Here is a 23,630-nt window from a genome sequence, read left to right as displayed (position 1 = left end):
ATCTGCTCGCTGTGCTGCCTGCTGCAGCGCTGGGTCGGCTGGCTCGCACCACTGGGTCGCATGCCGCTCACGATCTACTGCATCCACGTGCTCACGGCGGATCGGCTGGCACCGGAATGGTTCGGCTTCTGGGTCAGCCTGGGCGGCGCCATCCTCATCTCTTATGCGTGGCTCGCGGTCTTTGACCGTGGACCGCTGGAAACACTGCTTCGCCGCATCACCGCGGCATTTGGAAAGGATAAAAATGAAGAAGTTCGCAGCTAGCGTGGCCCCCGGGGTGGTCGCAGCAGGAGCGCTCGCCATCGCACCCGCCGGAGCCATGGAGAGCAAGACCTTCGCCGGGGATACCGAGGAGGCCAAGCCGGTCGTTTCCGTCCGCGTCGATGATTCCGACCCCGACGAGGGCGTGTGCACCGGCACCGCCATCGACCCGCACTGGGTGATCACCGCCCGCCACTGCATCGACGCGGCCGCCAAGCCGGGCGGTTCGGTACGCATCGGCCAAGGTGATGAGCAGCGGGTATACAAGGTTGACCGTCACGAGGTTGCCCCACGCGGGGATATCGCCCTGCTCCACACTGAGCAGGAGATCAATCTCGACACCTTCGCCGAGGTCGCCGATGAGGTGCCTAACGGGGACGTGAACATCTACGGCTGGTCCTCCGACGGTTCCGGTGGCTCCACCAAGCTGCCGTCCGCCAAGACTAAGGTCCGCGGCGACTCGCCGCTCGCGCTCTACGAGGCCCCGAAGGCCCTCGACGTTGCCCTGAAGGACGGCGCGCGCATCCAGCCGGGCGACTCCGGTGGCGCGATCTTCGCCGATGGCAAGGTTGCAGGCATCATGTCCGCATGTCTGTTCGAGGACCCGGAGAACCCGACGGAGGAGGAGATGAAGTCGAACGCTGCTGTATCTGTCGCACCAGTGGCAGAGCAGGCCGACTGGATCCGCGGGATCATCGGCGGCGGTGATGCGAAGGGCGGCGACAAGAAGGAAGACTCCAGCGAACCTGCAGCCGCGGCGTCCTCGGAGGACTCCGGGAACACGGCCCGCAACGTCGGCATCGGCGCGGGCGTCGTCGTCCTCGTTGCGGCTGGCGCCTGGCTGCTGCTGCGTCGTCGCGGTGCCTAAGACCCGCCTAGTGGCCTGCTTTCTCACCGGCGGGCCTGCATGATCGCGCCTACACTTGGGGTGTAGCCGTTTAACCGCGGAATACATCGGCTCAGCCGAAACAGACTGAACCGAAGAATCTCAAGGACAAGGAGTAGTCATGGCAGAGACACGCGATCAGGGACCGAAGCCGTTCGTCGTCGATATCGAGAAGGAAACCCTCGATAACGAGACCTTCCGCACCGCCCTGTGGACCGGGGAACAGTTCCAGGTCACCGTGATGAGCATCCCGGTGGGCGGGGACGTCGGCCTCGAGGTTCACACCAAGGAGGACCAGTTCCTGCGCCTCGAGTCCGGTCGCGGTCGCGTAGAGATGGGCCCGTCCAAGGATGAGGTGACCTTCACCGAGGAGGTCTCCGCCGACTGGGCAGTCATCGTTCCGAAGGGGACCTGGCACAACATCATCAACATTGGTGATGAGCCGATGAAGCTCTACAGCATCTACGCACCGCCGCACCACGCGCACGGCACCGTCCACCAGACCCAGGCGGACGACGTCGACTAGAAAGCACGCTTCGCGCTCAAGACAAAGCGCCCGGCCTACCGGTCGGGCGCTTTTGCCGTCTTGTTATCGTGAACCTTCCCTTTCCGTTCTTTTCCAGGGCCTGCTTCGAGCCCTTTTTGAGATACCAATCCCCACCGAAAGGACCCCGTGAGCAGCACTGAATCCGAAAGACTCATCACCGTCAGCGCCACCGTGATCCAGGACTGCCAGGGCCGGGTGCTCTGTGTGCGCAAGGAGGGCTCGCCCTACTTCCAGCTGCCCGGCGGCAAGCCGGAAGCCGGGGAGACCAGTGCGCAGGCTGCCACGCGGGAGATCACGGAGGAGATCGGGGTGGCGCTCAAGGAGGAAGCCCTCAGCTTCCTAGGCATCTTCAGCGCGCAGGCTGCCAACGAGGACGGCTTTAAGGTGCGCAGCACCGTGTACACCCACCCGTACAACGAGGCGCTGGGGCAGGTGGCCGGTGGCCAGGCGGAGATCGCGGAGGCCCGGTGGCTGGACATCACCGCACCCGAGGAACTGGATGAACAGCTCGCCCCGCTGCTGGCCCAGCGCATCGGGCCGGCGCTGAAGCGCAGGATCAATTCGCTGACCGTGTTCACCGGTGCGAAGACCGGCACGGGGGAGGAGTACGTGGCACAGGCCCGCGAGTTTGGCCAGCAGCTGGCGGACCGGGGCATCACCTTGGTCTACGGCGGCGGCCACGTCGGGCTGATGGGGGAGATCGCCGACGGCGTCCTAGAAAACGGCGGCCACGTGGTCGGCGTGATGCCGCGGCACCTGGTGGATGAGGAGATCGCTCACCCCGGGCTCTCCGCGCTGCTGGTGGTGGACTCCATGGCCGAGCGCAAGCAAGTAATGACCGACCTGGCGGATGGCTTCGTCGCGCTGCCGGGTGGGGTGGGCACCCTCGACGAGGTCTTCGAAGTGTGGACCGGCCTCCAGCTCGGCACCCACGGCAAGCCAGTGGCGTTGTGTAACTCCCGGTTCTGGCAGCCGCTGGTCACGGGGCTGGCCGCGATGGCCGGCGAGGGCTTCATCCGCGCGGCGGACTTTGATTCGCTGATTCTCACCGAGGGCGCGGCCGAGACCTTGGAGCGCTTCGAAGACTGGCAGCCGCCGCGCCCACGCTGGTCTTAGCTCTGCTTCAGTGCGTCCGCTGCAGCGTCAAGGGTCTGATCCGTCGCACCCGCGGCTTGTTGTGCCGCGTAGCGCTCGTCGTACTCCTCGAGCTTGTCGAGCATCTCCTGGTGCTGAGCAGGCTCCCGGGAGTCCTCGTATTCGCCCTCACCCTCGTGCTGCTGCTCCAGCTCATCCTGCAGCTTCTCACGGAAGCGCTCATTCTCCGGCGCGGTACCGCGGATCAGTGTTGCGATGCGGCGCAGGTCGCGGGTAGACGCCTTGGCCGGAGCCGTGGCGTACTTCCAGATGCGGGAGCGGGCCTTGCCTTCTGCCTCGATGCGGCTGGCCGTCTTGAAGCGCCACAGGATCAACGCGCCCACGATGACCATGCCGATCCAGCCCAGGATCGGGAAGACCATGTTGATCAGGTCGCCGAAGCCCACGAAGCTCACGCCGAAGCCGACCAGCACACCCAGCAGGTACATCGGGCGGTAGGCCTCCGGCTTCTTGGCGGTTAGGCGGCGACCCAGGGCGTAGAACATGCCCAGAGCCGTGTTGAAGACCATGAACACCACGACCACGCTGGCGAAGTGGCTGAACCACGGTGCGATGTGCGTCGTCAGCGCCAAGATCGGGACGTCGGAGCCGAGGACCAGCGGGGCGGCCAGCAGCAGCATGATGACCTCGATGACCACCATGGTGCTGTAAATTAGCCCGCCCAGCAGGCCGCCGCGGATGGCGTTCTGCATGTTGGCGCTATCGCCACCGATGACCAGGATCATGCTGATGCCGGTGGCTAGCGTCATGCCCGTGTAGTTCAGGGCGGAGAGCCACCATGGGTGCACTGGGGACTCGTTCTGCGCGCCGATGGCGGCCAGCTCGGTGAAGGAGCCGTCCGGCTTATTCAGCAGCACCCACACGAAGACGATGAAGATCACCACGACGATTAGGGGCGTTGCCCCGCCGATGATCGTTGAGACGCGATCCACGTCCAACAAGCCCACCAGGGCGATGATGATCGTCAGGCCCAGGGCACCGATCCAGGGCTGAAATGCCCCATTGCTGCTCGACGACGGCACCGGCGCCGGCGATCATGATGAAGCCAATTGCAAATTGGGTGACCGTTGCCCCCGCATCCATCACCCTGGAGATGATCGGGTGCGAGATGCGGTTGAAGACGGAGGAGTGCTCCTCGGCGAGGAAGAAACTTCCCGCCGTCATCGCGACAATTGCGGCACCGGCGGTGGTGATGGCTGCGACGAGCACACCCCACACACCCATCGTGCCAAGCTGACAAAGTACTGGGTAACTTCCTTGCCAGTTGCGAAGCCAGCGCCGACCAGTAGCCCGACGAGCGCCAACCCAATTTTGATGCTTCTCATTCTTAAATTTTTCCTTGAAGGTACTTGCCGCTACTTCCGGAAGTTCACATCCGGAAGCAGCTCTAGCGCCTTCGCCCGGGCGAAACCATAAACCTGGGAGGGCTCGATTTCACCCGGCACCGACACCTCGTCGGGGTTGGTGAGAACTTCGACCAGGTAGGGCTTGGGGGAGTGCACTGCAGTGCGCAGGGCTTCGGCCAGTTCCTCTGGCTCGGAGACCTGCACCGTCTCCAAGCCCATGGCACGGCCAAGTTCAGCGAAGTCTGGATTATCCAAGTCAGTACCGTACTCCGGAAGGCCGACCTGTTCCATTTCCAGCTTCACCATGCCGAGCTTCGTGTTGTTGAAAACCACGACGGTGATCGGCAGATCGTAGGTCACCGCGGTGCGCAGATCGCCTGCCAGCATCATCAGTCCGCCGTCGCCTGCCATCGCCACCACCTGGCGGTCCGGGTACTCCGCCTGCGCGCCCAGCGCCATCGGCAGGGCATTGGCCATGGAGCCCAGGTTATAGGAGCCGATGAGGCGCCGGGTGCCGCGCATCGGCAGCAGCCGGGAGGGCCACACCGTCGACATGCCGGTATCTGAGGTGAAAATCGCATCGTCGGCGCAGACCTCGTCCAGCGCGGTGGCCACACCCTCCGGGCGGATCCGCTTGCTGGGGTTATCGCCCAGAGAACGCAGCTTGCCTAGCAGCGTTTCGTCGAAGTGCGGGTTGGCGAGCTTCTTCTGCCCATCCAGCCAGCGCTCGTAGCGCTTGCGCAGCCCTTCGGCCCAGTCCTTCTCATCCTTTTCGACGCCGGCGCTGCGCAGCGCGCCGATCAGCAAGCGGAGGCTTTCGGTGGCGTCGCCGACCAGGGCGACGTCGATCTGGGCGCGGCGACCGATGTGGCTGGCGTTGATATCCAGCTGAATCATCTGCTTGCCGGAGGGGATCCACTCCCGGTACGGGAAGTCGGTGCCGATCATGAAGATCGTGTCGGATTCCTCCATGGCTTTAATCGCCGCCGGGTTACCAATCAGCCCGGATTGACCAAGCTGCCATGGGTTCTCATCCTCCAGGAATTCCTTGCCCTTAAGCGTCAGCACCATCGGGGAGTCCAGGATTTCAGCCAGCTCCAGCAGCTCCTCGCGGGAGTTCTGTGCTCCGCGGCCGACCAACAGCGAGACCTTCTCCGCCGACTGTAGCGCGTTTACCGCCTCGCCGACCCGGTCGGCGGATGGGGTAGAACCCGTGGGCTTCGGCGCGAAGCGTGGGGTGGTGGCCTCCTTGGGCAGGGTCAGGCCGCCCACGTCGGCGGGGATGCTCAGCACCGCCACGCCACTCTGGGCGATCGCGGCGTTGACGGCCTGCTCGAAGAGGTAGGGCATCTGCTCGGCGGTGGTGACCGTCGCGGTGAAGACGGAGACGTCGTCGAAGAGGCGGTCGTTGTTGACCTCCTGGAAGAAGTTGGTCCCGATGGAGGCTTGTGGAACCTGGCCCACGATGGCCAGCACCGGGGCGTGGGACTTCTGGGCGTCATAAAGGCCGTTGAGCAGGTGGATCGCGCCGGGGCCGACGGTGCCCATGACCACCCCGAGCTCACCGGTAAGCTGGGCCTGCGCGGAGGCGGCGAAGGCGCCGGCCTCCTCGTGGCGCACACCGATCCAGTCGATGCGGTCCTCGCGCCGGATTGCGTCCGTAAGGGGGTTGAGGGCATCTCCCACCACGCCCCAGACCTTGGAGACCCCGTGCTCGGCCAGGGCCTTCACCATCATTTCGCCGACTGTCATAGCCATGGGTTCAATCGCTCCTCGAATTCAGACCTAAGTTTCTGTGTTTTTAAGAAGCAGTTGTGGCTGGTTGCTGGTCTAGATCGACCAGCCACAGTGGTGCCCTTTGAATCCCACTGTAACGGCCGGGTCAGAAGTCCGCAGTGCGCGTGCAGCGCCACAGCATGAAGAGCGGGCGAAGAATTAACGGAGGGCTTAACGCTGCGCGGAACCTTCGAGATTGGCCACCGGGGCCTGCAGCGCCCGCAGCGCGTAGAGGATCGCCGCGAGGTCCACGACCTCCTGCAACAGGGCGCCCGCGACCGCCGGGATGTACCCGAAGGCGGCCACCAGCATCAGCCCCACCGAGAGCGCGATACCGATGATGATCGCGGTCTTCGCGGTGCGTAGCGTGTGCCGGGCGATCTCGATCGCCTCGGCCAGGGGAGCGAGGCTGTCCTTCAGGATGACGGCGTCCGCGGCCTCGCCGGCCGCCGTCGTTCCCCGCACACCAAGGGCGACGCCGACGTCTGCGGCGGCGAGCACCGGGGCGTCATTGATACCGTCGCCGACCATCATCGTCGGGTGGGGAGCGAGGTTGCCCGCCAGCTCCACCTTGTCCTTCGGCAGCAACCCCGCGTGGACCTCGTTGATTCCCAGTTTTTCGGCCACGGCCTTTGCCGTCGGCTCTGCGTCGCCGGTGAGGATCGCAAGCTTGCCCACGCCCTGGTTCCGCAGCCAGCGAATCAACGCACCCGCTTCCGGGCGTACCTGGTCGGCCAGGTGCAGGGAGCCCGCGAATTGGCCGTCGACCGCGACATAGGCGTCCGTCTCCCCGGACAACACATCCGCCTCACTCGCTGTCGGGTCGATCTGCTGGATGAAGCTCAGCTTGCCGACCCGGACTTGGTGCCGGCCGACCTCGGCAGCTACACCATTCGTGGCGATTTCTTCGAAATCCGTGGCCGTGGGGACGGTGACTCCGCGAGCTTCGGCGGCCTGCATGATCCCATCGGCGAGCGCGTGGGTGGAGCCGCGCTCCGCAGCCGCGGCGAGCGCCAGGACCTCGTCTTCCTGCCAGCCATTGCTGGTATCGATGCGCTCCAGCTGAGGTTGGCCCGAGGTGAGGGTGCCGGTCTTGTCGAAGGCGGCGGAACGCACCGTGGCCAGCTGTTCCAGCACGCCACCGCCCTTGACCACCATGCCCCGCTCGGAGGCGCGCGACAGCCCGCCCAGGAAGGCCACGGGCGCTGCGATGATCAGCGGACACGGGGTGGCCAGCACGAGCACCTCGGCGAAGCGGGTGGTGTCCTGAGCGATGAACGCCGCCACCGCGGCGAGGAGAACGGCGAAAACCGTGAATGGAAGCGCGAAACGGTCGGCGATGCGCACGACCGGAGCCTTTTCCTCGCGGGCCGTGGCCACCAGGTCGATGATCCGTTGGTACTGAGAATCCGCGGCCACACGTTCCGCCCGCAGACGAAGAGCAGTCTGGCCAGCCAGGGAGCCGGACATCACCTCGTCGCCGGTGTACTTATCCACGCTGAGGGGCTCGCCGGTCAGTGCGGACTCGTCCACGCTGGCGTGCTCGGAGAGCAGCGTGCCGTCCACCGGGATCTGCTCGGATGGGCGAACCAGGATGACGTCCCCGACCGCGATGTCCGCCACCGCGATCTCCTCGACCTCGTCGGAATCCGCCGAGAGCAGGCGGAGGGCGTGCTGTGGGGCGCGGTTCAGAAGATTCGTGAGGTTGCGCTCCGCGCGGGCTTGCGCGTAATCCTCCAAGGCCTCGCCCCCAGTGATCATGAGGACGATGATCAGGCCCGCGACATACTCACCCACCAGCAAGGTGGCCGTCATCGACACCACGGCGAGGATATCCAGGCCGGTGTGGCCGCGCAGGAGGTCGCGGATCATGCCCGCGCCCACCCAGAGGATTACCGCCACGATGAAAATTGAGGCAAGCCACTGGGCGGCGACCGGCTGCTCCACCAGCCGGAGCGCGCCCGTCGTGGCCAGGATTACCAGCGCGAGGTAAACCAGCCAGTAGCGTTGGAGATTTTTAAGCATACGCACATATTCGCCTATTAATGCGCGTTTCGCTAGCAAGGATAGCCTATCTGAACTGCGGTTATGCTGGGCTTCGGAAACCTGAGGCTCGGCGGTCAGCCCCGATTCTCAGGAGCTGTAGCACAGTGGGCTAGTCCCGCAGGAACTCCAACCACCGGGGGAGCTCGCGCATCGTCTGCTGCATCCCCAACGCGTAGTTCCGCCGGAGCGCGCGTACCTTGCGCTCGGTGCTGGTGACCATCATGTTTTCCGGGTAGAAGATCATGGCCTTGCCCTGGCGTTCCAGCTCGGTCATCTGCTCCCGCACCGCGTTATAGCGCTCGTGCCTCGTCAGCGCTGCCTCCGCCACCGCCGGGTACTTGCGGTTGAACAGCCGGACCAACTGCGGAGAACCCATCGCCGGGCGGGTGTAGTTGCGCGGCTTCGTCGCCAGGATGAGGAACTTATCGAAGCCAGCCTCGATAGCATTCGGCAGCACGAGGCCACCCGTGGAACCCAGCGCACCGTCCACGTAGGGAACCCCGTCGACGAAGGCCGTCGGCATCAGGGTGGGGATCGTGGAGCTGGCTCGCACCTGACGCATCAGGTCCGCGTCGTCTTTCTGATCACCGCGACCCCAGGAGACCGTTTCTCCCGTGTCGGCACGCAACGCGCTGATCGAAAATGGGGTGTCGTCCGCGAAGAAGGTCTCGAAATCGAAGGGGATCGATGCATTCGGTAGCGCGGCCTGCTCGTAGATGAAGTCCGAGTTGAAATAGCCGTTGCCCCGGATGAAGGACGACATCCCGCCCGCCGTGGGGTGGGCAGGCAGGGTGATGAAGCTCTCGCGGGCGCGCAGCCGGTCGCCGGAGAGGAAGTTCACGGTGTGCGAGGCGCCCGCGCTCACCCCGCCGACCCAGCCGAACTTCACCCCATGGGCGAGCAGCTGATCGATGCAGGCCGCGGTGTAGCTATTGCGCATGCCGCCACCCTCCAGGACGAGGGCAACGTTTCTTGCATCCAGCATGTTTTCCCTACTTCTTCTTTATCGACGTCGCGGTCGCCTTGCACCCAGCGACGATGCCAAGCACGATGAGCCCGGCGACGAGCCCAAACCCGAGGCTACACAGGGTTTCGGCGGTCCAGGAGGCGAAACCTCCCCAGGATTCGACGGCACCGCTCGCAGCTGCGGCGACTTCGTGGGGCCAATGCCAGCCGAGCTCGTCGAAGGCGGAGAGCAGGATGTGGCCGCCCACCCAGAGCATCGCGAAGGTACCGATCACCGCGATGGTATTCAGCACCTTCGGCATGGCCGTGACCAGACCCCGGCCGAAGCGGGCGGCCGCGGGCTTGCCTGTGGCGATGAGTCGCAGCCCGATATCGTCGATTTTCACCAGCAGGCCCACGAAGCCGTAGACACCGAGCGTGATGGCGAGCGCGACGACGATGAGGATGAGAGTGCGGTTCAGGAAGGGTTCGGTGGCTACCTCGTTCAGCGAGATCACCATGATCTCCGCCGAGAGGATGAAGTCCGTGAGGATTGCCTGCTTGACCAGGGCGTCCTCCTCGACGACCTCCTCGCTCTCGGCGTCGTGATGGGCGACGATTCCGAGCTTTTCGGCGACCTTCTCCGCCCCCTCGAAGGAGAGGTAGACCCCGCCCACCATCAACAGGGGCATCAGCGCCCACGGGGCGAGCCAGCTCAGCAGCAGCGCCAGCGGCAAGATGATCACGAGCTTGTTGAACAGCGAGCCCCGCCCGATGCGGAAGATGATCGGCAGCTCGCGGGCAGGGGTCACGCCCTGAACGAACTTTGGGGTCACCGTGGCGTCGTCCACCACCACTCCCGCGGCCTTCGCGCTCGTGCGCCCGGCAGCTGCAGCGACGTCATCCACCGTGGCCGCGGCTTTCTTCGCGATCAGTGCGACGTCATCCAAGAGGGCGGCGAGTCCACCTGCCATAGTCCGGTTGAAGCCTTTCGGTTCTGAGGCGGGGCGCAGTCGCGCTCGCCCGGGTTACCAAGAAGGCTCAAGTTTAGTGTGCCGAGCGCTCCATGGGGAGGAGCGGACCGATAGCACCCGCTCCCAGGCACACGTAGTTGCCGACCGCGGGCGTGGAACGCTGCTGTGGGGTCGCCAGAACCTCGATCGTGTTCCCGCCCCCGGAGACCCGCACGTGCTGTTGATTCAGTTCGGCCGGGACAGCGACCCGGTGGGCGCGGGCGAGCGAGTCCTCGTAGCTTTCGAGCCCATTGGGGGTCAGGATGCGCAGCGTGACGGGGGTGCTCGCCGTGGTGTTTAGCACCCAGGTCCACTCGCCGAACTTCAGCGGCGCGCTGAGCTTCACCAACGTCGGTTTGTTCAGGGGGATCCGCTGCCCGCATTGTTTGCTGTCCGGCTGCTCGTTGACCGCGAGTTTTAGGACGTCCGCGGCCACCAACTTCCCCTCGTCGTTGAGGAACGTGGGTTGTGGCGTCCCCGCCGATACGCCGGGCCAGTCAGGCAGGGAGCGGGCGACGTCGCCGATGTCCACCCGCGGGCCGTCGTAGCGATTTGCGATCATGGCCGGGACGGGCTGGGGCAGAAGCGGGGCGGGTGCGGCCCGCAGGCTGGACTTGACGGTGCGCAGCCACTCGGCGGTGTCGTCGTCCTGCCAGCTATTCAGGTAGCCGACGGTGGTGGCGGTGGAGGAGGCGATGAATCCCACGGCGAGGACGGCCTGCACGATAGCGCGGGCCCGCGGAGCCCGGGACTTGTCCTTGGCACCATGACCGCGCGTGGAGGTTTCCCGCGGGGCACGATCAGCTGCCGCCGCGTGGCTAGCGAGCCGATGGTCGGGGAGCGCTCGGGCCTCTGCCTGCACAGCAGCCGCGGTGCACAACAGGACGGCAGCGGTGAAGGCATCGGCGTAATAATGCAGCGAGGCGGTGATCACGTCCGACGTGTTGGCGCCAGAGCGGGCCAAGGCTAGGGCTAGAAAAACCAGCGCCAGGTAACCCAACGAGAGCGCGAGTCCGCCGGCCCGCAGCCGAGTACCAGCGAGGCCCTGGCCATGCCGGAAAAGCCACACCGCCACGAGGGCGACTGTCCCGACCGCAGCGAGCCAGCCCACTGCAGCCGAGGGGGAGGCGAAGCTGCCACCAGGCGCCCAACGCTCGAAGCTCCACGGCCCACCGAGAACCCCGGGGAGGACCGCGTCCCGCAGTGCCCTCGGCACCGCGCCCCACACCACGGACCCCGAGGCCTCCCCAGCCGACGGCTCAGACCGGGTCACCGCGACATAGAGCACCGCCCACGCTGCGGTGACCAACCACCCAGGCGCAAGGGTGAGGACCCGCGTGCGTCGGGGCGCGGCGTCCGGACACTGCGGGTAGAGAAAGGACGGGAAGAACAGCGCCAACGCGGTGAGCACGGGGAGGATGGAAAGCGCCTTCTCCGTGAACAGCAGCCCGACGAAGACGGTGAGAGCCACCGCAGCTCCGCGCACAGCCAGCCGAGCGTGAGAAGCCGGCCTCGTCTGGCGCAGCAGCAACAGTGCCACCGCGCAGGCGATTTGCCAGGCCAGCGCGTTGATGGCCGCCGACCACCAGCCCAGCGCAGCCCCCAGGAATGGGGAGAAACACAGCAGGGCCAGCACCACCGGGCGACCCCGAGCGACACCGCTGGCAGCCCACAGCACAGCAGACCCAAAGGTGCCGAGCACGATCAGCGTGGCCGGCAGCCACCATTCCAGGGCGGCGATGCGGTCGACCGCCAGTTGGAGGGCGATCGCGGCGGGCATGAGGTGCCCGTCGTGGGGGAGGAAGAGTCCCGTGAACGAGCGCTGCTCTGGGGCGCCGTAGGTGGCGGGGATCAGGAAGTCATCCCAGTACAGGGTGCGGCCAGCCACCCGGTACGCGCTGAGCCCGGTGGCGGCGAGAGTGATGGCGAAAGTGGCAAACCGCACTGACCTCGCTGCGCCCATGGAACCCCCTGGTCAGCTGCTACTGGGCGGCGCGCACTGGCTGCACGGACATGTACTTATCCTTGCCCGTGCAGCCTTCGAGCCCCTTGAGCTCGATATAGGCAGAGCGGGTCTCCTCCGGCGGGTAGACGCGGATCCCGTCGGCGGCCTTCGGGCTGCACTCCTCAGGGCCCAGCGCCCCGACCTTCGTGATGCGGACGGAGGCGGTTGCGCGGTCGCCCGGCTGGAGGGTCACCTTTTCGGACCCGCCGGATTCCTCGCGATCGGCGCTGGCGCCCAGCTGCGTGCCGTTGTTATCGGTCACGAGGCTGACCCCGGGGTAGCCCTCGAGCGAGCACTCCTCGTCTCCAGTGTTCGTGAATACGACGTCCAGCAGGGTGCTGCCGGCCGCGCCCTGCATGTTGTCCGCATCGATCTTTAGGTCAGGGGTGGTGCACAGGCCGTCGCGCTTGCGCTCATCACCGGCGTCCGCCAGACCAGCGGAGTCGGACTCGGCATTGGCCGTGGATTCGCGATCCGTCTGCGAGGACAGCGACTGTGGCTCGGCGTCCTCGGGGTTGTCGGCGCCCCCGCTGCAGGCTGCGGTCAGTGCCAGTGCAGCTGCGCCCAGCCCTGCAGCGGCGCGCCGGGCCCACCGGGAAGCGTGCGTGCCTGCGGGGGAGGAGGCGGTAGCGCCCTTCAACGTGGCAGGGGTCGCAGGGGCGGTGCTCTTTCTGCCTAGCTGGGATGCGGGTTGGGCGTCGCTGCGCGGCTCGGACTGAATCATGAATTTTAGGATAACTAAGCTGCGGAAAAACCGAGAACCGGAAGGGATAAAAGTTGTGAAATCGTGACAATGCTGCCCCGGTATGCCGCGGCGCGGTACAGTGTCAGATAGTTATCTAGAACACAATTCCTAAACGCAATTTGTGGAGGTCACCTATGGGGTTCAACCCGGATTTCGAACCATTCAAGCTCCCAGAGGAGTACCAGGAGCTGCGGGACGCCATCCGCGGTCTTGCGGAGCGGGACATCGCCCCGTATGCGCAGGACGTCGATGAAAATGAGCGCTTCCCGGAGGAGGCCCTCAAGGCGCTGAACGAATCCGGGTTCAATGCGATCCACGTCCCGGAGGAGTGCGGTGGCCAGGGGGCGGACTCCCTCGCGGCGGTCATCGTGATCGAGGAGGTCGCCCGCGTCTGTGGCTCGTCTTCCCTGATCCCGGCCGTGAACAAGCTCGGCACCATGGGCCTCATCCTCAACGGCTCCGACGAGTTGAAGCAGGAAGTGCTCCCGGATATCGCCAACGGTGAGCTCGCCTCCTACGCGCTGACCGAGCGTGAGGCCGGCTCCGACGCTGGTGCGATGAAGACCCGCGCCGTGCGCGAAGGCGATGAGTGGGTCATCAACGGCTCCAAGTGCTTCATTACCAACGGTGGGCGTTCCTCCTGGTACACCGTCATGGCCGTCACCGACCCGGAGGCGGGAGCCCGCGGTATCTCCGCGTTCATGGTGCACAAGGACGATCCGGGATTCCGCGTCGGTGGGCTCGAGCACAAGCTCGGCATCAAGGGTTCTCCGACTGCGGAGCTGTACTTCGAGGACTGCCGCGTGCCGGCTTCCCGCATGATCGGCGAGGAGGGGACGGGCTTCAAGACCGCCCTGCAAACCCTGGACCACACTCGTCCGACCATTGGCGCGCAGGCTCTCGGCATCGCCCAGGGGGCTTTCGACCAGGCCGTGGCATATGTCAAGGAGCGTAAGCAGTTCGGGAAGGCCATCGCGGACTTCCAGAACACCCAGTTCATGCTTGCCGATATGAAGATGAAGATCGACGCCGCCCGGCTGATGATCTACACTGCCGCGTCCAACGCGGAGCGCGGGGTCGCCGAGGGCGGGGAGCGTCTGGGCCTGATGGCTGCCGGTTCCAAGGCCTTCGCTTCCGACGTCGCGATGGAGGTCACCGTTGACGCGGTTCAGCTGCTTGGGGGTTATGGCTTCACCCGTGACTTCCCGGTGGAGCGCATGATGCGCGACGCTAAGATCACCCAGATCTACGAGGGCACCAACCAGATCTGCCGCATGGTGATGGGCCGCCAGATTCTGGGCTAACTCAGCAGCGGGCTGCAGCCCACTGATCCGCCTCGGAGCGCCACACACCGCCCGGGGTGGATTTTCTGTTTGTGCGTGGCAAGGATCAGGGCTGCGCATGGACTCAAGCAGCATGATCTCCACGCCTTCGAGCTGCTAACCCTCCCGGGGGCCATAGCGGCCGCCCGATATGCTTAACCACATGCCACGTACCGTTCCCCAGGGGCCGCCGTACCAGTCGGTGGTGGGCTCCTTCCGCGAAGCCTTCAGCAGCCGACAGCGATTCCGCACGGAGGTGCTGGCCGGCCTAGCCACCTCCTTCGCTCTAATCCCCGAGGTCATTAGCTTCGCGATCCTCGCCGGTGTGAGCCCCGCGGTGGGGCTGTTTTCCACGGTTGTGCTGTGCTTCGTTATCGCGTTCACGGGTGGGCGCCCGGCGATGATCACCGGTGCCGCCGGCGCCACCGCCCTGGTCATCGCGCCCCTCGTGGCCAGCCACGGGACGGATTACCTCATCGTGACGGTCGTGCTGGCCGGCATCATTCAGGTGATCTTCGGTCTGCTGGGTGTAGCCAAGCTGCAGCGCTTCATCACACCCGAGGTCATGGCCGGTTTCGTCAACGCCCTGGGCATCATGATCCTCACCGCCCAGCTGGAGCACATCATCGGTGCCGACTGGCCGGTATGGGTGCTCTTTGCCATTGGCATCGCCGCTCTCCTGATCTTCCCGAAGATCACCGTCGCGATCCCCGCACCTCTGATCGCCATCGCGATCCTGACCCTGATGGTCGTGATCCTCGGCTGGCGGGTGCCGGATGTGGGGGACATGGGTGGGCTCACCGGTGGGCTGACCGAGGTGCGCATGCCGGATGTCCCATGGACTTGGGAGACCTTCTTCCTCGTGCTGCCTTATGCGCTGGGCTTTGCCGCCGTCGGTCTGGTGGAGTCGGTGATGACGGGCCAGCTGGTGGACGGGATGACCATGACCTCCTCCAACAAAACCCGCGAATCCTGGGGCCAGGGCGTGGCTAATATCGCTGCCGGCGCGCTGGCCGGAACGGGCGGCTGCGGCATGATCGGGCAGACGATGGTCAACGTTGAGGAATCCCATGCCCGCACCCGCTTCTCCTCGATTGCCGCTGGCGGGTTTTTGCTGCTATTCATCCTCTCGCTGCACCAGGTCGTCTCCGCCATCCCCATGGCGGCGCTGGCTGCGGTGATGGTCATCGTCTCCCTGAAGACCATCTCCTGGTACACCGTGAGCCCCAAGGGGTTGCTGCGGTTGCCGTGGCAGCACTCGCTGGTGATGATGTGCGTCTTCACGGCGACCCTGGCCACCAATAACCTCGCGGTGGGTGTGGTTTTGGGCGCCGCGGTGGGCGTGGCGCTCACAAAAATCGCCCCCACGGAAAGTGGGGGCGAGGCCGACTAGCGGCGAGCTCTGCGGCGCGTGGCACGTGGTCCCGATGGGCACGTGCGTGGCGCTAGCCGGTGATGACTATCGCTGCCGCTCTTAGCGGACGTTGATCATTGCCACGGTCGGGCTGAAGCCACAGTTGGACGGGCCGGAGTTCTTCTCCACCGTGGTCACGCCGCCCTCGAGCAGAGCCAGGACCGTGCCGGAGCCGGTCTTCGCTGCGCCATTGACGGTGCCTGGGCCCTTCGGGTTGATGCCGTTGTTCCCCAGCACGGTGGTGCCGATGCGGCCGTTGTTGATATTCACCCAGTGGACGCGCATCGGGATCGCCTGCTTCTTAGCGGCCGGGCCCGTGCCCAGTGCGGTGAAGACGAAGTTCACCTCACCCGCTGCCACACCAGGTAGCGGCAGAGCTGCCGGGCCCGGAACAGCCATGGCCGTACCGACGGCCTTATCCTTGCCACCGATGCACTTCATGGATACGGTCGGGAAAGCGAACTGGGTGAATGCCGGGCCGCCCTCCGGCAGGTAGACGCCAGGATCCTTGTCTCCATCACCACGGAAGAATCCGACCACCGACTCCAGGGCGGACTTGGCCTTGTCAGGCAGGCCAGGGGTGTTCGCGAACTGCTCGATCTGGTTCAGCACGTGTGGTGCCGGACGGCCGAGGTGATCGAGGGAGCCGACAGGGGCTGCCTGAGCAGGGCTGATGACGGCCGTGGCGCTGAGCGCCATCGCGGCGAGGGTTGTGGCGGCGCGGCGGCCCCACGTGCGCTTGAGAGAGGAAGTGGCCTTGACGTTCATTCCGGGTGGTGCCTTCCAGTGCTGGTTGCGGAGTATTTCGGACTGGCAAGCCTGGGGCTGCTCATCACCGCGCTACGGGCGAGGGGCAGTCAGCGCTTGCACAATTGTTGTTTGGTTTGGTCCACAATATCAGCACAGCGTGAAAAGTTGGGGAAAACGATAAAGCTTTTCTGGCGATCACCTGACCCCGGCGGCGGGGGAGTGCGCAGGGGTGACGAGCGCAGGCTGTGATAACGCATGCAGAAAAACTTCGAGGCATGTGGAAAAATAGTGGAGTCAACCGCGGCGCTAACATTGGCACCGTAGGAGTAGCCAATCGCTCATAGTCAATATTTTTAAGGAAGCGTTGAACTAGTGACCCATACCGAGTTTCGAAACGTCGCCATCGTCGCGCACGTCGACCACGGAAAGACGACTCTCGTCGATGCCATGCTGCGTCAGTCCGGCGCCTTCGACCCGCACGCGGAGGTCGAGGACCGTGTCATGGACTCCGGTGACCTGGAGCGCGAAAAGGGCATCACGATCCTTGCGAAGAACACCGCGATTCGCCGCAAGGGGCTCGGTAAGGACGGCTCCGACCTCGTCATCAACGTGATCGACACCCCGGGCCACGCCGACTTCGGCGGCGAGGTTGAGCGCGCCCTGTCCATGGTGGACGGCGTGGTGCTGCTCGTTGACGCATCCGAGGGGCCGCTGCCACAGACCCGCTTCGTACTCGGCAAGGCACTGGCCGCCAAGATGCCGGTCATCATCTGCGTGAACAAGACCGACCGCCCGGACGCCCGCATCGACGAGGTCGTCGAAGAGGCTCAGGACCTGCTCCTCGAGCTGGCATCCACCCTCGAGGACGAGGAGGCCATGGAGGCCGCCGAGTCCCTTCTGGAGCTGCCGGTGCTGTACACCTCCGGCCGCGAGGGCAAGGCGTCCACCGAAAACCCGGGCAACGGCAACGTCCCGAACTCCCCGGACCTGCAGCCCCTCTTCGACGTCCTGTACGACACCCTCCCGGAGCCTTCCGCCGACGTCGAAGGCCCGCTGCAGGCCCACGTCACAAACCTCGACTCCAGCTCCTTCCTGGGTCGCATCGGCCTGGTCCGCGTCCACTCCGGCGTGCTGCGCAAGGGCCAGCAGGTCGCGTGGATCCACTACGACGAGGAGGGCGAGCAGCACGTCAAGACCGCGAAGATCGCCGAGCTTCTGCGCACCGTCGGCGTGACCCGTGTGCCCGCCCAGGAGGTCATCGCCGGTGACATCGCCGCGATCTCCGGTATCGACGACATCATGATCGGCGATACCCTCGCCGACCCGGAGCACCCGAACCCGCTGCCGCGCATCGCCGTGGACGAGCCAGCGATCTCCATGACCATCGGCGTGAATACCTCCCCGATGGCTGGTCGCGGTGGCGGCGATAAGCTCACCGCCCGCATGGTGAAGACCCGCCTCGACCAGGAGCTGATCGGTAACGTCTCCCTCCGCGTGCTGCCGACCGAACGCCCCGACGCCTGGGAGGTCCAGGGCCGTGGCGAGATGGCACTGTCCGTTCTCGTTGAGACGATGCGCCGCGAGGGCTTCGAGCTCACCGTCGGTAAGCCACAGGTCGTGACCCGCACCGAAAACGGCCAGCTCATGGAGCCTTACGAGAACCTCACCATCGACACTCCAGAGGAGTACCTGGGCAACATCACCCAGCTGATGGCCGCCCGCAAGGGCCGCATGGAGTCCATGGATAACACCGGCTCCGGCTGGATCCGCATGCACTTCATCGTGCCCGCCCGTGGTCTCATCGGTTTCCGTACTGTCTTCATGACCGAGACCCACGGCACCGGTATCGCCAACCACTACTCTGCGGGCTACCAGCCCTGGGCTGGCGAGATCAAGGGCCGCCCGACGGGCTCCCTGGTCGCGGACCGCACCGGCCAGGTCACCGCTTATGCACTGATCAACCTCGCCGACCGCGGTCAGTTCTTCGTCGAGCCGGGCGCTGAGGTCTACGAGGGCGTCGTCGTCGGCGCGAACAACCGCGACGAGGACATGGACGTCAACGTCACCAAGGAAAAGAAGCTGACGAACATGCGTGCCGCGTCCGCGGACACCACCGTGACCCTGGCGAAGGCCCACGAGATGAGCCTTGAAGAGGCCATGGAATTCTGTGGCTACGACGAGTGCGTCGAGGTCGCGCCGGACGTCATCCGCGTGCGTAAGCTGGTCCTGAACGCAACCGAGCGTGCACGCGCCCGGTCCCGCGAAAAGGCTCGTAACAAGTAGTGTGCTCTTCGCCCGCGGCGGGGAGCCACCCGCCCGGACGTGATAGAGCGCAGTGGCGCTGACGGAGGTTGGTCTTGGCAATGACTCAGAGGCAGCCTCGTCAGCGCTTTTTTGCTGCCCTCGTGGCCACCCCGGTGGCGCTCAGCCTCGTCCTGTCAGGCTGCCAGGCCCGCCCTGGAGATGCCCCCACCGTGGAGGAACCGGCCGAACCCAAGGCCAAGGAGCCTAACGAGGAAAAGAACGAAGACACCCCGGATTCGAAGCTGCGGGAGATCAACATCGGCGTCGATGAATTCGACGGCAATCTGAACCCGCACATCGTCGGCAACCTGGGCCAATCCACGATGGCGGTCGCGGACCTCACGCTGCCGTCCGCGTTCAACCGCGTCGGCAACCGCTGGGTGATGAACAAGGACCTCCTGGTCAAGGTGGATGCCGATAACCCGGTGGCGCCGACCGAGGTGACCTACACCCTGCGCCCGCACGCCCAGTGGTCCGACGGCACCCCGATCTCCGGCAGTGATTTCCAGTACCTCTGGGATGAGCTGCGCACCCAGCGCATCGCGGAGAACGCTGCCCAGTACAGCAAGATCTCTGGGATCAAGGTCTCCGGGGGAGGCTCAAGGGTTCGCGTGAGTTTCAGCGAGCCACAGGAAGGCTGGCGGCAGTTGTTCCGGCATCTGCTGCCGAGCCATATCTACCGGGCTGAGGGGCAGCAGTTCGCCACGATGATGAACGAGCGATCGGTGGCCTCGGGCGGAGCTTATCGGGTCCACGCGGTGGACGCCGGGCGTGGCGTCATTGAGCTGCAGCGCAACGACCGCTACTGGGGTTCGGCCCCAGCCGCCACGGATAAGCTGATCCTGCGGGCGGTCCCGGATGTTCACACGGGGGCGCAGATGCTGCGCTCCCGACAGCTGCAGATGTACGCCGCCTACCCGGCGGGGCTGTCGTTGCTGACCCTCGGCGAGGTCCCGGATGTCCGCGGCACGCAGCGGGGCCGGAAGGTCCAGCTGAACTTCGCTCTCAACCTCGATGCGGAGCGGATGAACCAGATGGCTGTGCGCCGCGTAGCGTTGGCGGCGATCAAGCCTGGCACCGTGGCGCAGATCGTCTCCGGGAATAGGGACGTCGCCCCTCCGGAATGGGGCGAGCGGCCCACCGAACAGATGCCGGACGAGGCCCGGGCTTTGTTCGAGGAGAGGCCCTTCACCATCGCCGCTCCCAATAACGACAAGCAGGCGGCCATCGCCGCCCGCACGATCGCTGATGAGCTCAGCCGCAACGGGATCAACGCCCAGGCTCTGACTGTGGATGCGGAAAATCTGCTGGAGACGATGATCCCCGAGGGGGAGGTGGACGCTTCCGTGCTGTGGGGACGAACACCAGATACCCCCACGGACGTGGCCAACCAGTTCTCCTGCGTCCAGCCGGAGACGCTGCGTCAGGCTGAGGAGCGGGCTGCCGAGGATAAGACCTCGGGCGAAGACAGCAAGTCCGAGGAGTCGACGGTCAGCTCCGCGCCCAGCGAAAAGGACACCGAATCCGACAAGGCGAGCTCGCCGCCAGAACCCCGCGGGATGGAGACCACCCCGTCGCCGGAATCGGCAGAGGGATCCCCGCAGCGAACCTTCGGGGCGAACATCACGGGCCTCTGCGACCCGGAAATCGACGAGGCCATCGCCGAGGTGCGCGACGGTGAAGATTCCGCCGCGGCTATCGAGCAGGTGAACGCGCTGGTGCAGAACCAGTCCGTGCTGTTGCCACTCCTGCGCGATGAGCAGTACTACGCTGCGAGCCCAGAGTTCGTGGGCTCCGACAAGCCCGTCGAACAGTGGCCTTTCGATCCCTATAGTGGAATTTTCGTCGGCGGTGCCCGCTGGACGCGCCAGGACGTGGCGGAACCGACGACAGCAGCCCCAGAATCGGAGGTAGCAAGTTCAGATGACTAAGCCCGCCACCCACGCGGCACCGCGCCGGGTGATGTTCATCCACGCCCACCCGGATGATGAATCCCTGTTTACGGGCCTCTTGGTGGCCGCGAGCTCCCGGGTAGGTGCGGAGACTTCCGTGCTGACCTGCACGCTCGGTGAAGAAGGGGAGGTGATCGGGGAGAAGTACCAGAAGCTCACCTCCGAGCACTCCGACCTGCTGGGCGGTTTCCGCATCGGGGAACTACAGCAGGCCCTCGAGCGCCTGGGGGTTCAGCAGGGCCCGCAGTTCCTGGGCGGGCTAAGCCGCTGGCGGGACTCCGGGATGGCGGATACCCCGACGATCCGGCACCCCCGCGCCTTCGCCGGGGACTCGGAGGACAACTGGGAGCAGCAGGTAGAGCAGCTGCTCGAGGTGCTCCGCCGTGAGCGCCCGGAGGTGCTCGTCACCTACGGCCCCGACGGCGGCTATGGGCACCCCGACCACATCCGGGCCCACCGGGTGACTCACGAGGCAGTCCGCCGCCTCGCAGACGCGGGAGAGGAGGCCACCCCGCAAGAGATCTGGTGGGCCGTCACCCCGGCAGGGGCATTCCACGCGGCGATGGCGGGCGCGGAGGCGCCGGAAGGCTGGAGTGAGGCGAAGGACGGCGAGGTCGCGCTGGTCGCGGAAGAGTTTATCGACGCCTTCGTCCAGGGCACGCCCGAGGACGTCGCGGCCAAGCGAAAGGCGATGGCGGCGCACGCCACGCAGTTGTGGGTCGCCGACGGCACTCGAACGGACGTCAACCCCGAAGCTCGGGACGTGGTCACGCCGACGGGGGAGTACCTCTTCGCGTTGTCGAACCTCATTGGTCAGCCGATCCTGCCCGTCGAGGGCTATCAGCTCGGCTGGGTGAAGAACGCTGACCCAAACGCAAACAGACAGATCAGTCTGCTACACTTTGACTTCGTGGTTCCCAGCAACGGGACCGCCCAAGAACACGGTGACGACGGGAAGGCACGGGGTGAGAATGGCTGACAACGCGACGAGCCAAGACCGCCGTGCCGTCAATCCCGAAGGGGCGCGCCTGAACGAGCCTCACTGGGGAGACCCGAACCGCAGCCAGGTCCGCCGCGACACCACCCGCCGCGAGCGGATCGCGGGCATCGCCTGGCTGAGCGTTGGGGCTGCCTTCGGACTCTTCGTCTCCGTGCTCTACCTGGGCAGCCGCATCAGCATCGGCGAGGTGAGCATTCCGTTCCCATGGACGATCCTCTTCGCGGGAGTGTTCAACTGGATCATCACCAAAACCGCGCTGCTGTGGACCCCGAATAAAGCGATCGCCGCCATCCCCACGTGGATCTGGTTGGCGGGATTCATCGCGCTGCTGCTGTGGCCCGCTATCAGCTCCAGCGGGGATACCCTGATCCCGCAAAGCATCGCCACGCTCGGCCTGCTCGCAGCGGGGCTGCTGGGTGGCGCGATTCCGGTCATGTATATCGACCCCACGGCCGATCATGATTCGAATTGAACCCGCCCGAGTGACAGAATAAAGAGATAAGTGCTTAGCCGTTAGCGCTAGACCCGATAGTGCATAAGGAAGAATAATGACCTACACGATTGCGCAACCATGCGTCGACGTCCTGGACCGCAGCTGCGTCGAAGAGTGCCCAGTGGACTGCATCTACGAAGGCAAGCGCATGCTGTATATCCACCCAGATGAGTGCGTGGACTGCGGCGCGTGTGAGCCGGTCTGCCCGGTCGAGGCCGTCTTCTACGAGGACGACATTCCGGAGGAGTGGGAAGAGTACAACGACGCCAACGCTGCGTTCTTCGACGACCTGGGTTCCCCGGGCGGTGCTGCGGCGCTTGGCCCGCAGGACTTCGACGCCCCGATGATCGCAGCCCTGCCACCCCAGGCCTAAGCGGCTGGAAGGCCGACTTTCACTGTGTCGGCCGTGTGCCCGGCTCCCGGTGCTTCTGGTAGGGCACCGGGAGCTTTTCAATGAGGAGAGTGAATCCGTGACTCGACGGTCACCAGCTTTTCGCACCCCCGCTGCCGAGCGGCTTCCAGCGTTTCCCTGGGACACTCTGGCTGCGGCGACCCAGCGTGCTGCCGCCCACCCCGACGGGATGATTAACCTCTCCGTCGGCACGCCAGTCGACGACGTCCCCCCGAACGTCCAGCTCGCGCTGGCGGAGACCGCCTGGCAGCCGGGTTATCCGCCCACCGAAGGCTCCGCTGAACTCAGGGAAGCTATCGTGGCCGCGATGGCCCGACGCTTCGGGGTCACCGGGCTCAGCGAGGACGCCGTGGTGCCGGTCATCGGCACCAAGGAGGCGATCGCGAGCCTGCCGATGGACCTCGGCATTCACGCCGATTCGCTGGTGGTCATCCCGGAGCTGGCGTATCCGACCTATGAGGTCTCCGCGAAACTCGCGGGCTGCCGGGTGCTGCGTGCTGATTCGCTGCTGAAGCTGGGGCCCGAAACCCCAGCCCTGATTTACCTCAACTCGCCCGCGAACCCGCACGGCGCGGTGCTCGGTGTAGAGCACCTGCGCAAGGTCGTGGACTTCGCCCGGCAGCGCGACTGCATCGTCGTCTCCGACGAGTGCTACCTCGGCCTGGGGTGGGAGGCCACCGAGGTGGCCGACGCTCCCGTATCCATCCTCGACCCGCGGGTGTGCGATGGCGACCACCGCAACCTGATCGCGGTGCACTCGCTGTCGAAGACCTCCAACATGGCCAGCTACCGCGCGGGCTGGCTCGCGGGGGATCAGCAGCTCATGGCTGAGATTCTCGGGATCCGGAAGCACGCCGGGGGCATGGTGCCGGGGCCGATCCAGCACGCGATGATTGCGGCGCTGAGCTCCGATGATTTCGAGACCCTGCAGCGGCAGCGCTACCGGGAGCGCCGCGAGGTGCTGCTTGCCGGGCTGGCCGCTGGTGGCTTCACGGTCGAGCACTCCGAAGCCGGGCTCTATATCTGGGCTACCGAAGGACGGGACGCGTGGGAGACGGTGGACCGGTTCGCGGAACTCGGCATCCTCGTGGCTCCGGGGCACTTCTATGGCCCGGCGGGAACGCAGCACGTGCGGGTGGGGCTGACCGCCAGCGATGAGCAGACCGCTCAGGCCGCCCAGCGCCTCGCCGCGCTGGGGTAGGGCGCGGTCTAGATCCAAAGCCAACGGCCCCGGAAGCACAAAGCGTGCTTCCGGGGC

Annotated in this window: 20 protein-coding genes and 1 pseudogene; 12 read left to right on the top strand and 9 right to left on the bottom strand. The window is 65.6% G+C overall.

Going from position 1 to position 23,630, the window contains the following annotated elements; translation table 11 throughout:
• The 4 genes and pseudogenes from Q1V78_RS07250 to Q1V78_RS07235 form a co-directional block, all read left to right on the top strand.
• Positions 1-264: pseudogene (locus Q1V78_RS07250) on the top strand (DUF418 domain-containing protein); the annotation flags it as partial.
• Complete coding sequence (locus tag Q1V78_RS07245) at positions 245-1,129, top strand: trypsin-like serine protease (RefSeq protein ID WP_300613130.1); 885 nt, start codon at positions 245-247, stop codon at positions 1,127-1,129. The pseudogene Q1V78_RS07250 and the gene Q1V78_RS07245, both read left to right, overlap by 20 nt.
• A 139-nt stretch (positions 1,130-1,268) precedes the next feature.
• Positions 1,269-1,673, top strand: coding sequence for a cupin domain-containing protein (locus Q1V78_RS07240; protein WP_070760984.1), 405 nt, complete (start codon positions 1,269-1,271; stop codon positions 1,671-1,673).
• Between the two features lie 147 nt (positions 1,674-1,820).
• A complete protein-coding gene (locus Q1V78_RS07235) occupies positions 1,821-2,810 on the top strand; it encodes a TIGR00730 family Rossman fold protein (RefSeq protein ID WP_300613125.1) in 990 nt (329 codons plus the stop codon).
• On the opposite strand, the gene Q1V78_RS07230 is transcribed toward Q1V78_RS07235, so the two are convergent.
• The 8 genes from Q1V78_RS07230 to Q1V78_RS07195 form a co-directional block, all read right to left on the bottom strand.
• Positions 2,807-3,781 carry a hypothetical protein gene (locus Q1V78_RS07230; protein WP_300613121.1) on the bottom strand — a complete coding sequence of 325 codons (975 nt, stop codon included), beginning with the start codon at positions 3,779-3,781 and terminating at the stop codon, positions 2,807-2,809. The two genes, Q1V78_RS07235 and Q1V78_RS07230, sit on opposite strands and share 4 nt — an antisense overlap.
• Complete coding sequence (locus tag Q1V78_RS07225; protein WP_300613119.1) at positions 3,693-4,058, bottom strand: hypothetical protein; 366 nt, start codon at positions 4,056-4,058, stop codon at positions 3,693-3,695. Before Q1V78_RS07225 ends, Q1V78_RS07230 begins: the two co-directional genes overlap by 89 nt.
• Before the next feature lie 146 nt (positions 4,059-4,204).
• Complete coding sequence (locus tag Q1V78_RS07220) at positions 4,205-5,953, bottom strand: thiamine pyrophosphate-dependent enzyme (RefSeq protein WP_300613118.1); 1,749 nt, start codon at positions 5,951-5,953, stop codon at positions 4,205-4,207.
• Between the two features lie 189 nt (positions 5,954-6,142).
• Positions 6,143-7,996, bottom strand: a complete 1,854-nt coding sequence (locus tag Q1V78_RS07215) for a heavy metal translocating P-type ATPase (protein WP_300613117.1) — start codon at positions 7,994-7,996, stop codon at positions 6,143-6,145.
• A gap of 130 nt (positions 7,997-8,126) precedes the next feature.
• Positions 8,127-9,002 (bottom strand): patatin family protein, encoded by an 876-nt coding sequence (locus tag Q1V78_RS07210; RefSeq protein ID WP_300613115.1) that lies wholly within the window; start codon positions 9,000-9,002, stop codon positions 8,127-8,129.
• Positions 9,003-9,009: 7 nt separating this feature from the next.
• Positions 9,010-9,936 carry a DUF808 domain-containing protein gene (locus Q1V78_RS07205; RefSeq protein WP_300613113.1) on the bottom strand — a complete coding sequence of 309 codons (927 nt, stop codon included), beginning with the start codon at positions 9,934-9,936 and terminating at the stop codon, positions 9,010-9,012.
• 73 nt (positions 9,937-10,009) lie between these two features.
• Complete coding sequence (locus Q1V78_RS07200) at positions 10,010-11,920, bottom strand: hypothetical protein (RefSeq protein ID WP_300613111.1); 1,911 nt, start codon at positions 11,918-11,920, stop codon at positions 10,010-10,012.
• 37 nt (positions 11,921-11,957) lie between these two features.
• Complete coding sequence (locus Q1V78_RS07195; protein WP_300613109.1) at positions 11,958-12,704, bottom strand: DUF4232 domain-containing protein; 747 nt, start codon at positions 12,702-12,704, stop codon at positions 11,958-11,960.
• A gap of 155 nt (positions 12,705-12,859) precedes the next feature.
• Between Q1V78_RS07195 and Q1V78_RS07190 the strand changes: the two genes are divergently transcribed.
• Positions 12,860-14,029, top strand: coding sequence for an acyl-CoA dehydrogenase family protein (locus Q1V78_RS07190; protein WP_300613107.1), 1,170 nt, complete (start codon positions 12,860-12,862; stop codon positions 14,027-14,029).
• Between the two features lie 181 nt (positions 14,030-14,210).
• Complete coding sequence (locus Q1V78_RS07185; protein WP_300613105.1) at positions 14,211-15,440, top strand: SulP family inorganic anion transporter; 1,230 nt, start codon at positions 14,211-14,213, stop codon at positions 15,438-15,440.
• Between the two features lie 81 nt (positions 15,441-15,521).
• On the opposite strand, the gene Q1V78_RS07180 is transcribed toward Q1V78_RS07185, so the two are convergent.
• Positions 15,522-16,229, bottom strand: a complete 708-nt coding sequence (locus Q1V78_RS07180; protein ID WP_300613103.1) for a hypothetical protein — start codon at positions 16,227-16,229, stop codon at positions 15,522-15,524.
• Positions 16,230-16,583: 354 nt separating this feature from the next.
• Here Q1V78_RS07180 and typA point away from each other — a divergent pair, with 354 nt between their 5' ends.
• From typA to dapC, 6 genes are all read left to right on the top strand, one after another.
• Positions 16,584-18,494: a translational GTPase TypA gene (gene typA, locus Q1V78_RS07175; RefSeq protein WP_300613101.1), complete on the top strand. Its 1,911-nt coding sequence runs from the start codon at positions 16,584-16,586 to the stop codon at positions 18,492-18,494.
• Positions 18,495-18,574: 80 nt separating this feature from the next.
• Positions 18,575-20,446 carry an ABC transporter family substrate-binding protein gene (locus Q1V78_RS07170; RefSeq protein WP_300613099.1) on the top strand — a complete coding sequence of 624 codons (1,872 nt, stop codon included), beginning with the start codon at positions 18,575-18,577 and terminating at the stop codon, positions 20,444-20,446.
• The gene (mshB, locus tag Q1V78_RS07165) at positions 20,439-21,446 is read left to right on the top strand and encodes an N-acetyl-1-D-myo-inositol-2-amino-2-deoxy-alpha-D-glucopyranoside deacetylase (protein ID WP_300613097.1); all 1,008 of its coding nucleotides are present in this window, start codon (positions 20,439-20,441) and stop codon (positions 21,444-21,446) included. The genes Q1V78_RS07170 and mshB overlap by 8 nt, the downstream gene beginning before the upstream one ends.
• Positions 21,439-21,939, top strand: coding sequence for a hypothetical protein (locus Q1V78_RS07160; protein ID WP_300613095.1), 501 nt, complete (start codon positions 21,439-21,441; stop codon positions 21,937-21,939). Before mshB ends, Q1V78_RS07160 begins: the two co-directional genes overlap by 8 nt.
• A gap of 76 nt (positions 21,940-22,015) precedes the next feature.
• Positions 22,016-22,333: a ferredoxin gene (gene fdxA, locus Q1V78_RS07155; RefSeq protein WP_012359913.1), complete on the top strand. Its 318-nt coding sequence runs from the start codon at positions 22,016-22,018 to the stop codon at positions 22,331-22,333.
• Between the two features lie 97 nt (positions 22,334-22,430).
• Positions 22,431-23,573 (top strand): succinyldiaminopimelate transaminase, encoded by a 1,143-nt coding sequence (dapC, locus tag Q1V78_RS07150; protein ID WP_300613092.1) that lies wholly within the window; start codon positions 22,431-22,433, stop codon positions 23,571-23,573.
• Positions 23,574-23,630 lie beyond the last annotated feature (57 nt).

Source organism: Corynebacterium sp. (genome assembly GCF_030152825.1).
GTDB lineage: Bacteria > Actinomycetota > Actinomycetes > Mycobacteriales > Mycobacteriaceae > Corynebacterium.
This window is presented reverse-complemented; position numbering and strand designations above follow the sequence as displayed.

Bases quoted from the DNA above. Each gene is read 5' to 3' on its own strand.
- Q1V78_RS07245 (WP_300613130.1), top strand. From the start codon at position 245: ATGAAGAAGTTCGCAGCTAGCGTGGCCCCCGGGGTGGTCGCAGCAGGA.
- Q1V78_RS07220 (WP_300613118.1), bottom strand. From the start codon at position 5,953: ATGGCTATGACAGTCGGCGAAATGATGGTGAAGGCCCTGGCCGAGCAC.
- Q1V78_RS07210 (WP_300613115.1), bottom strand. From the start codon at position 9,002: ATGCTGGATGCAAGAAACGTTGCCCTCGTCCTGGAGGGTGGCGGCATG.
- Q1V78_RS07240 (WP_070760984.1), top strand. From the start codon at position 1,269: ATGGCAGAGACACGCGATCAGGGACCGAAGCCGTTCGTCGTCGATATC.
- Q1V78_RS07215 (WP_300613117.1), bottom strand. From the start codon at position 7,996: ATGCTTAAAAATCTCCAACGCTACTGGCTGGTTTACCTCGCGCTGGTA.
- mshB (WP_300613097.1), top strand. From the start codon at position 20,439: ATGACTAAGCCCGCCACCCACGCGGCACCGCGCCGGGTGATGTTCATC.
- Q1V78_RS07160 (WP_300613095.1), top strand. From the start codon at position 21,439: ATGGCTGACAACGCGACGAGCCAAGACCGCCGTGCCGTCAATCCCGAA.
- Q1V78_RS07195 (WP_300613109.1), bottom strand. From the start codon at position 12,704: ATGATTCAGTCCGAGCCGCGCAGCGACGCCCAACCCGCATCCCAGCTA.
- Q1V78_RS07190 (WP_300613107.1), top strand. From the start codon at position 12,860: ATGGGGTTCAACCCGGATTTCGAACCATTCAAGCTCCCAGAGGAGTAC.
- Q1V78_RS07170 (WP_300613099.1), top strand. From the start codon at position 18,575: ATGACTCAGAGGCAGCCTCGTCAGCGCTTTTTTGCTGCCCTCGTGGCC.
- Q1V78_RS07180 (WP_300613103.1), bottom strand. From the start codon at position 16,229: ATGAACGTCAAGGCCACTTCCTCTCTCAAGCGCACGTGGGGCCGCCGC.
- Q1V78_RS07185 (WP_300613105.1), top strand. From the start codon at position 14,211: ATGCCACGTACCGTTCCCCAGGGGCCGCCGTACCAGTCGGTGGTGGGC.
- fdxA (WP_012359913.1), top strand. From the start codon at position 22,016: ATGACCTACACGATTGCGCAACCATGCGTCGACGTCCTGGACCGCAGC.
- Q1V78_RS07205 (WP_300613113.1), bottom strand. From the start codon at position 9,936: ATGGCAGGTGGACTCGCCGCCCTCTTGGATGACGTCGCACTGATCGCG.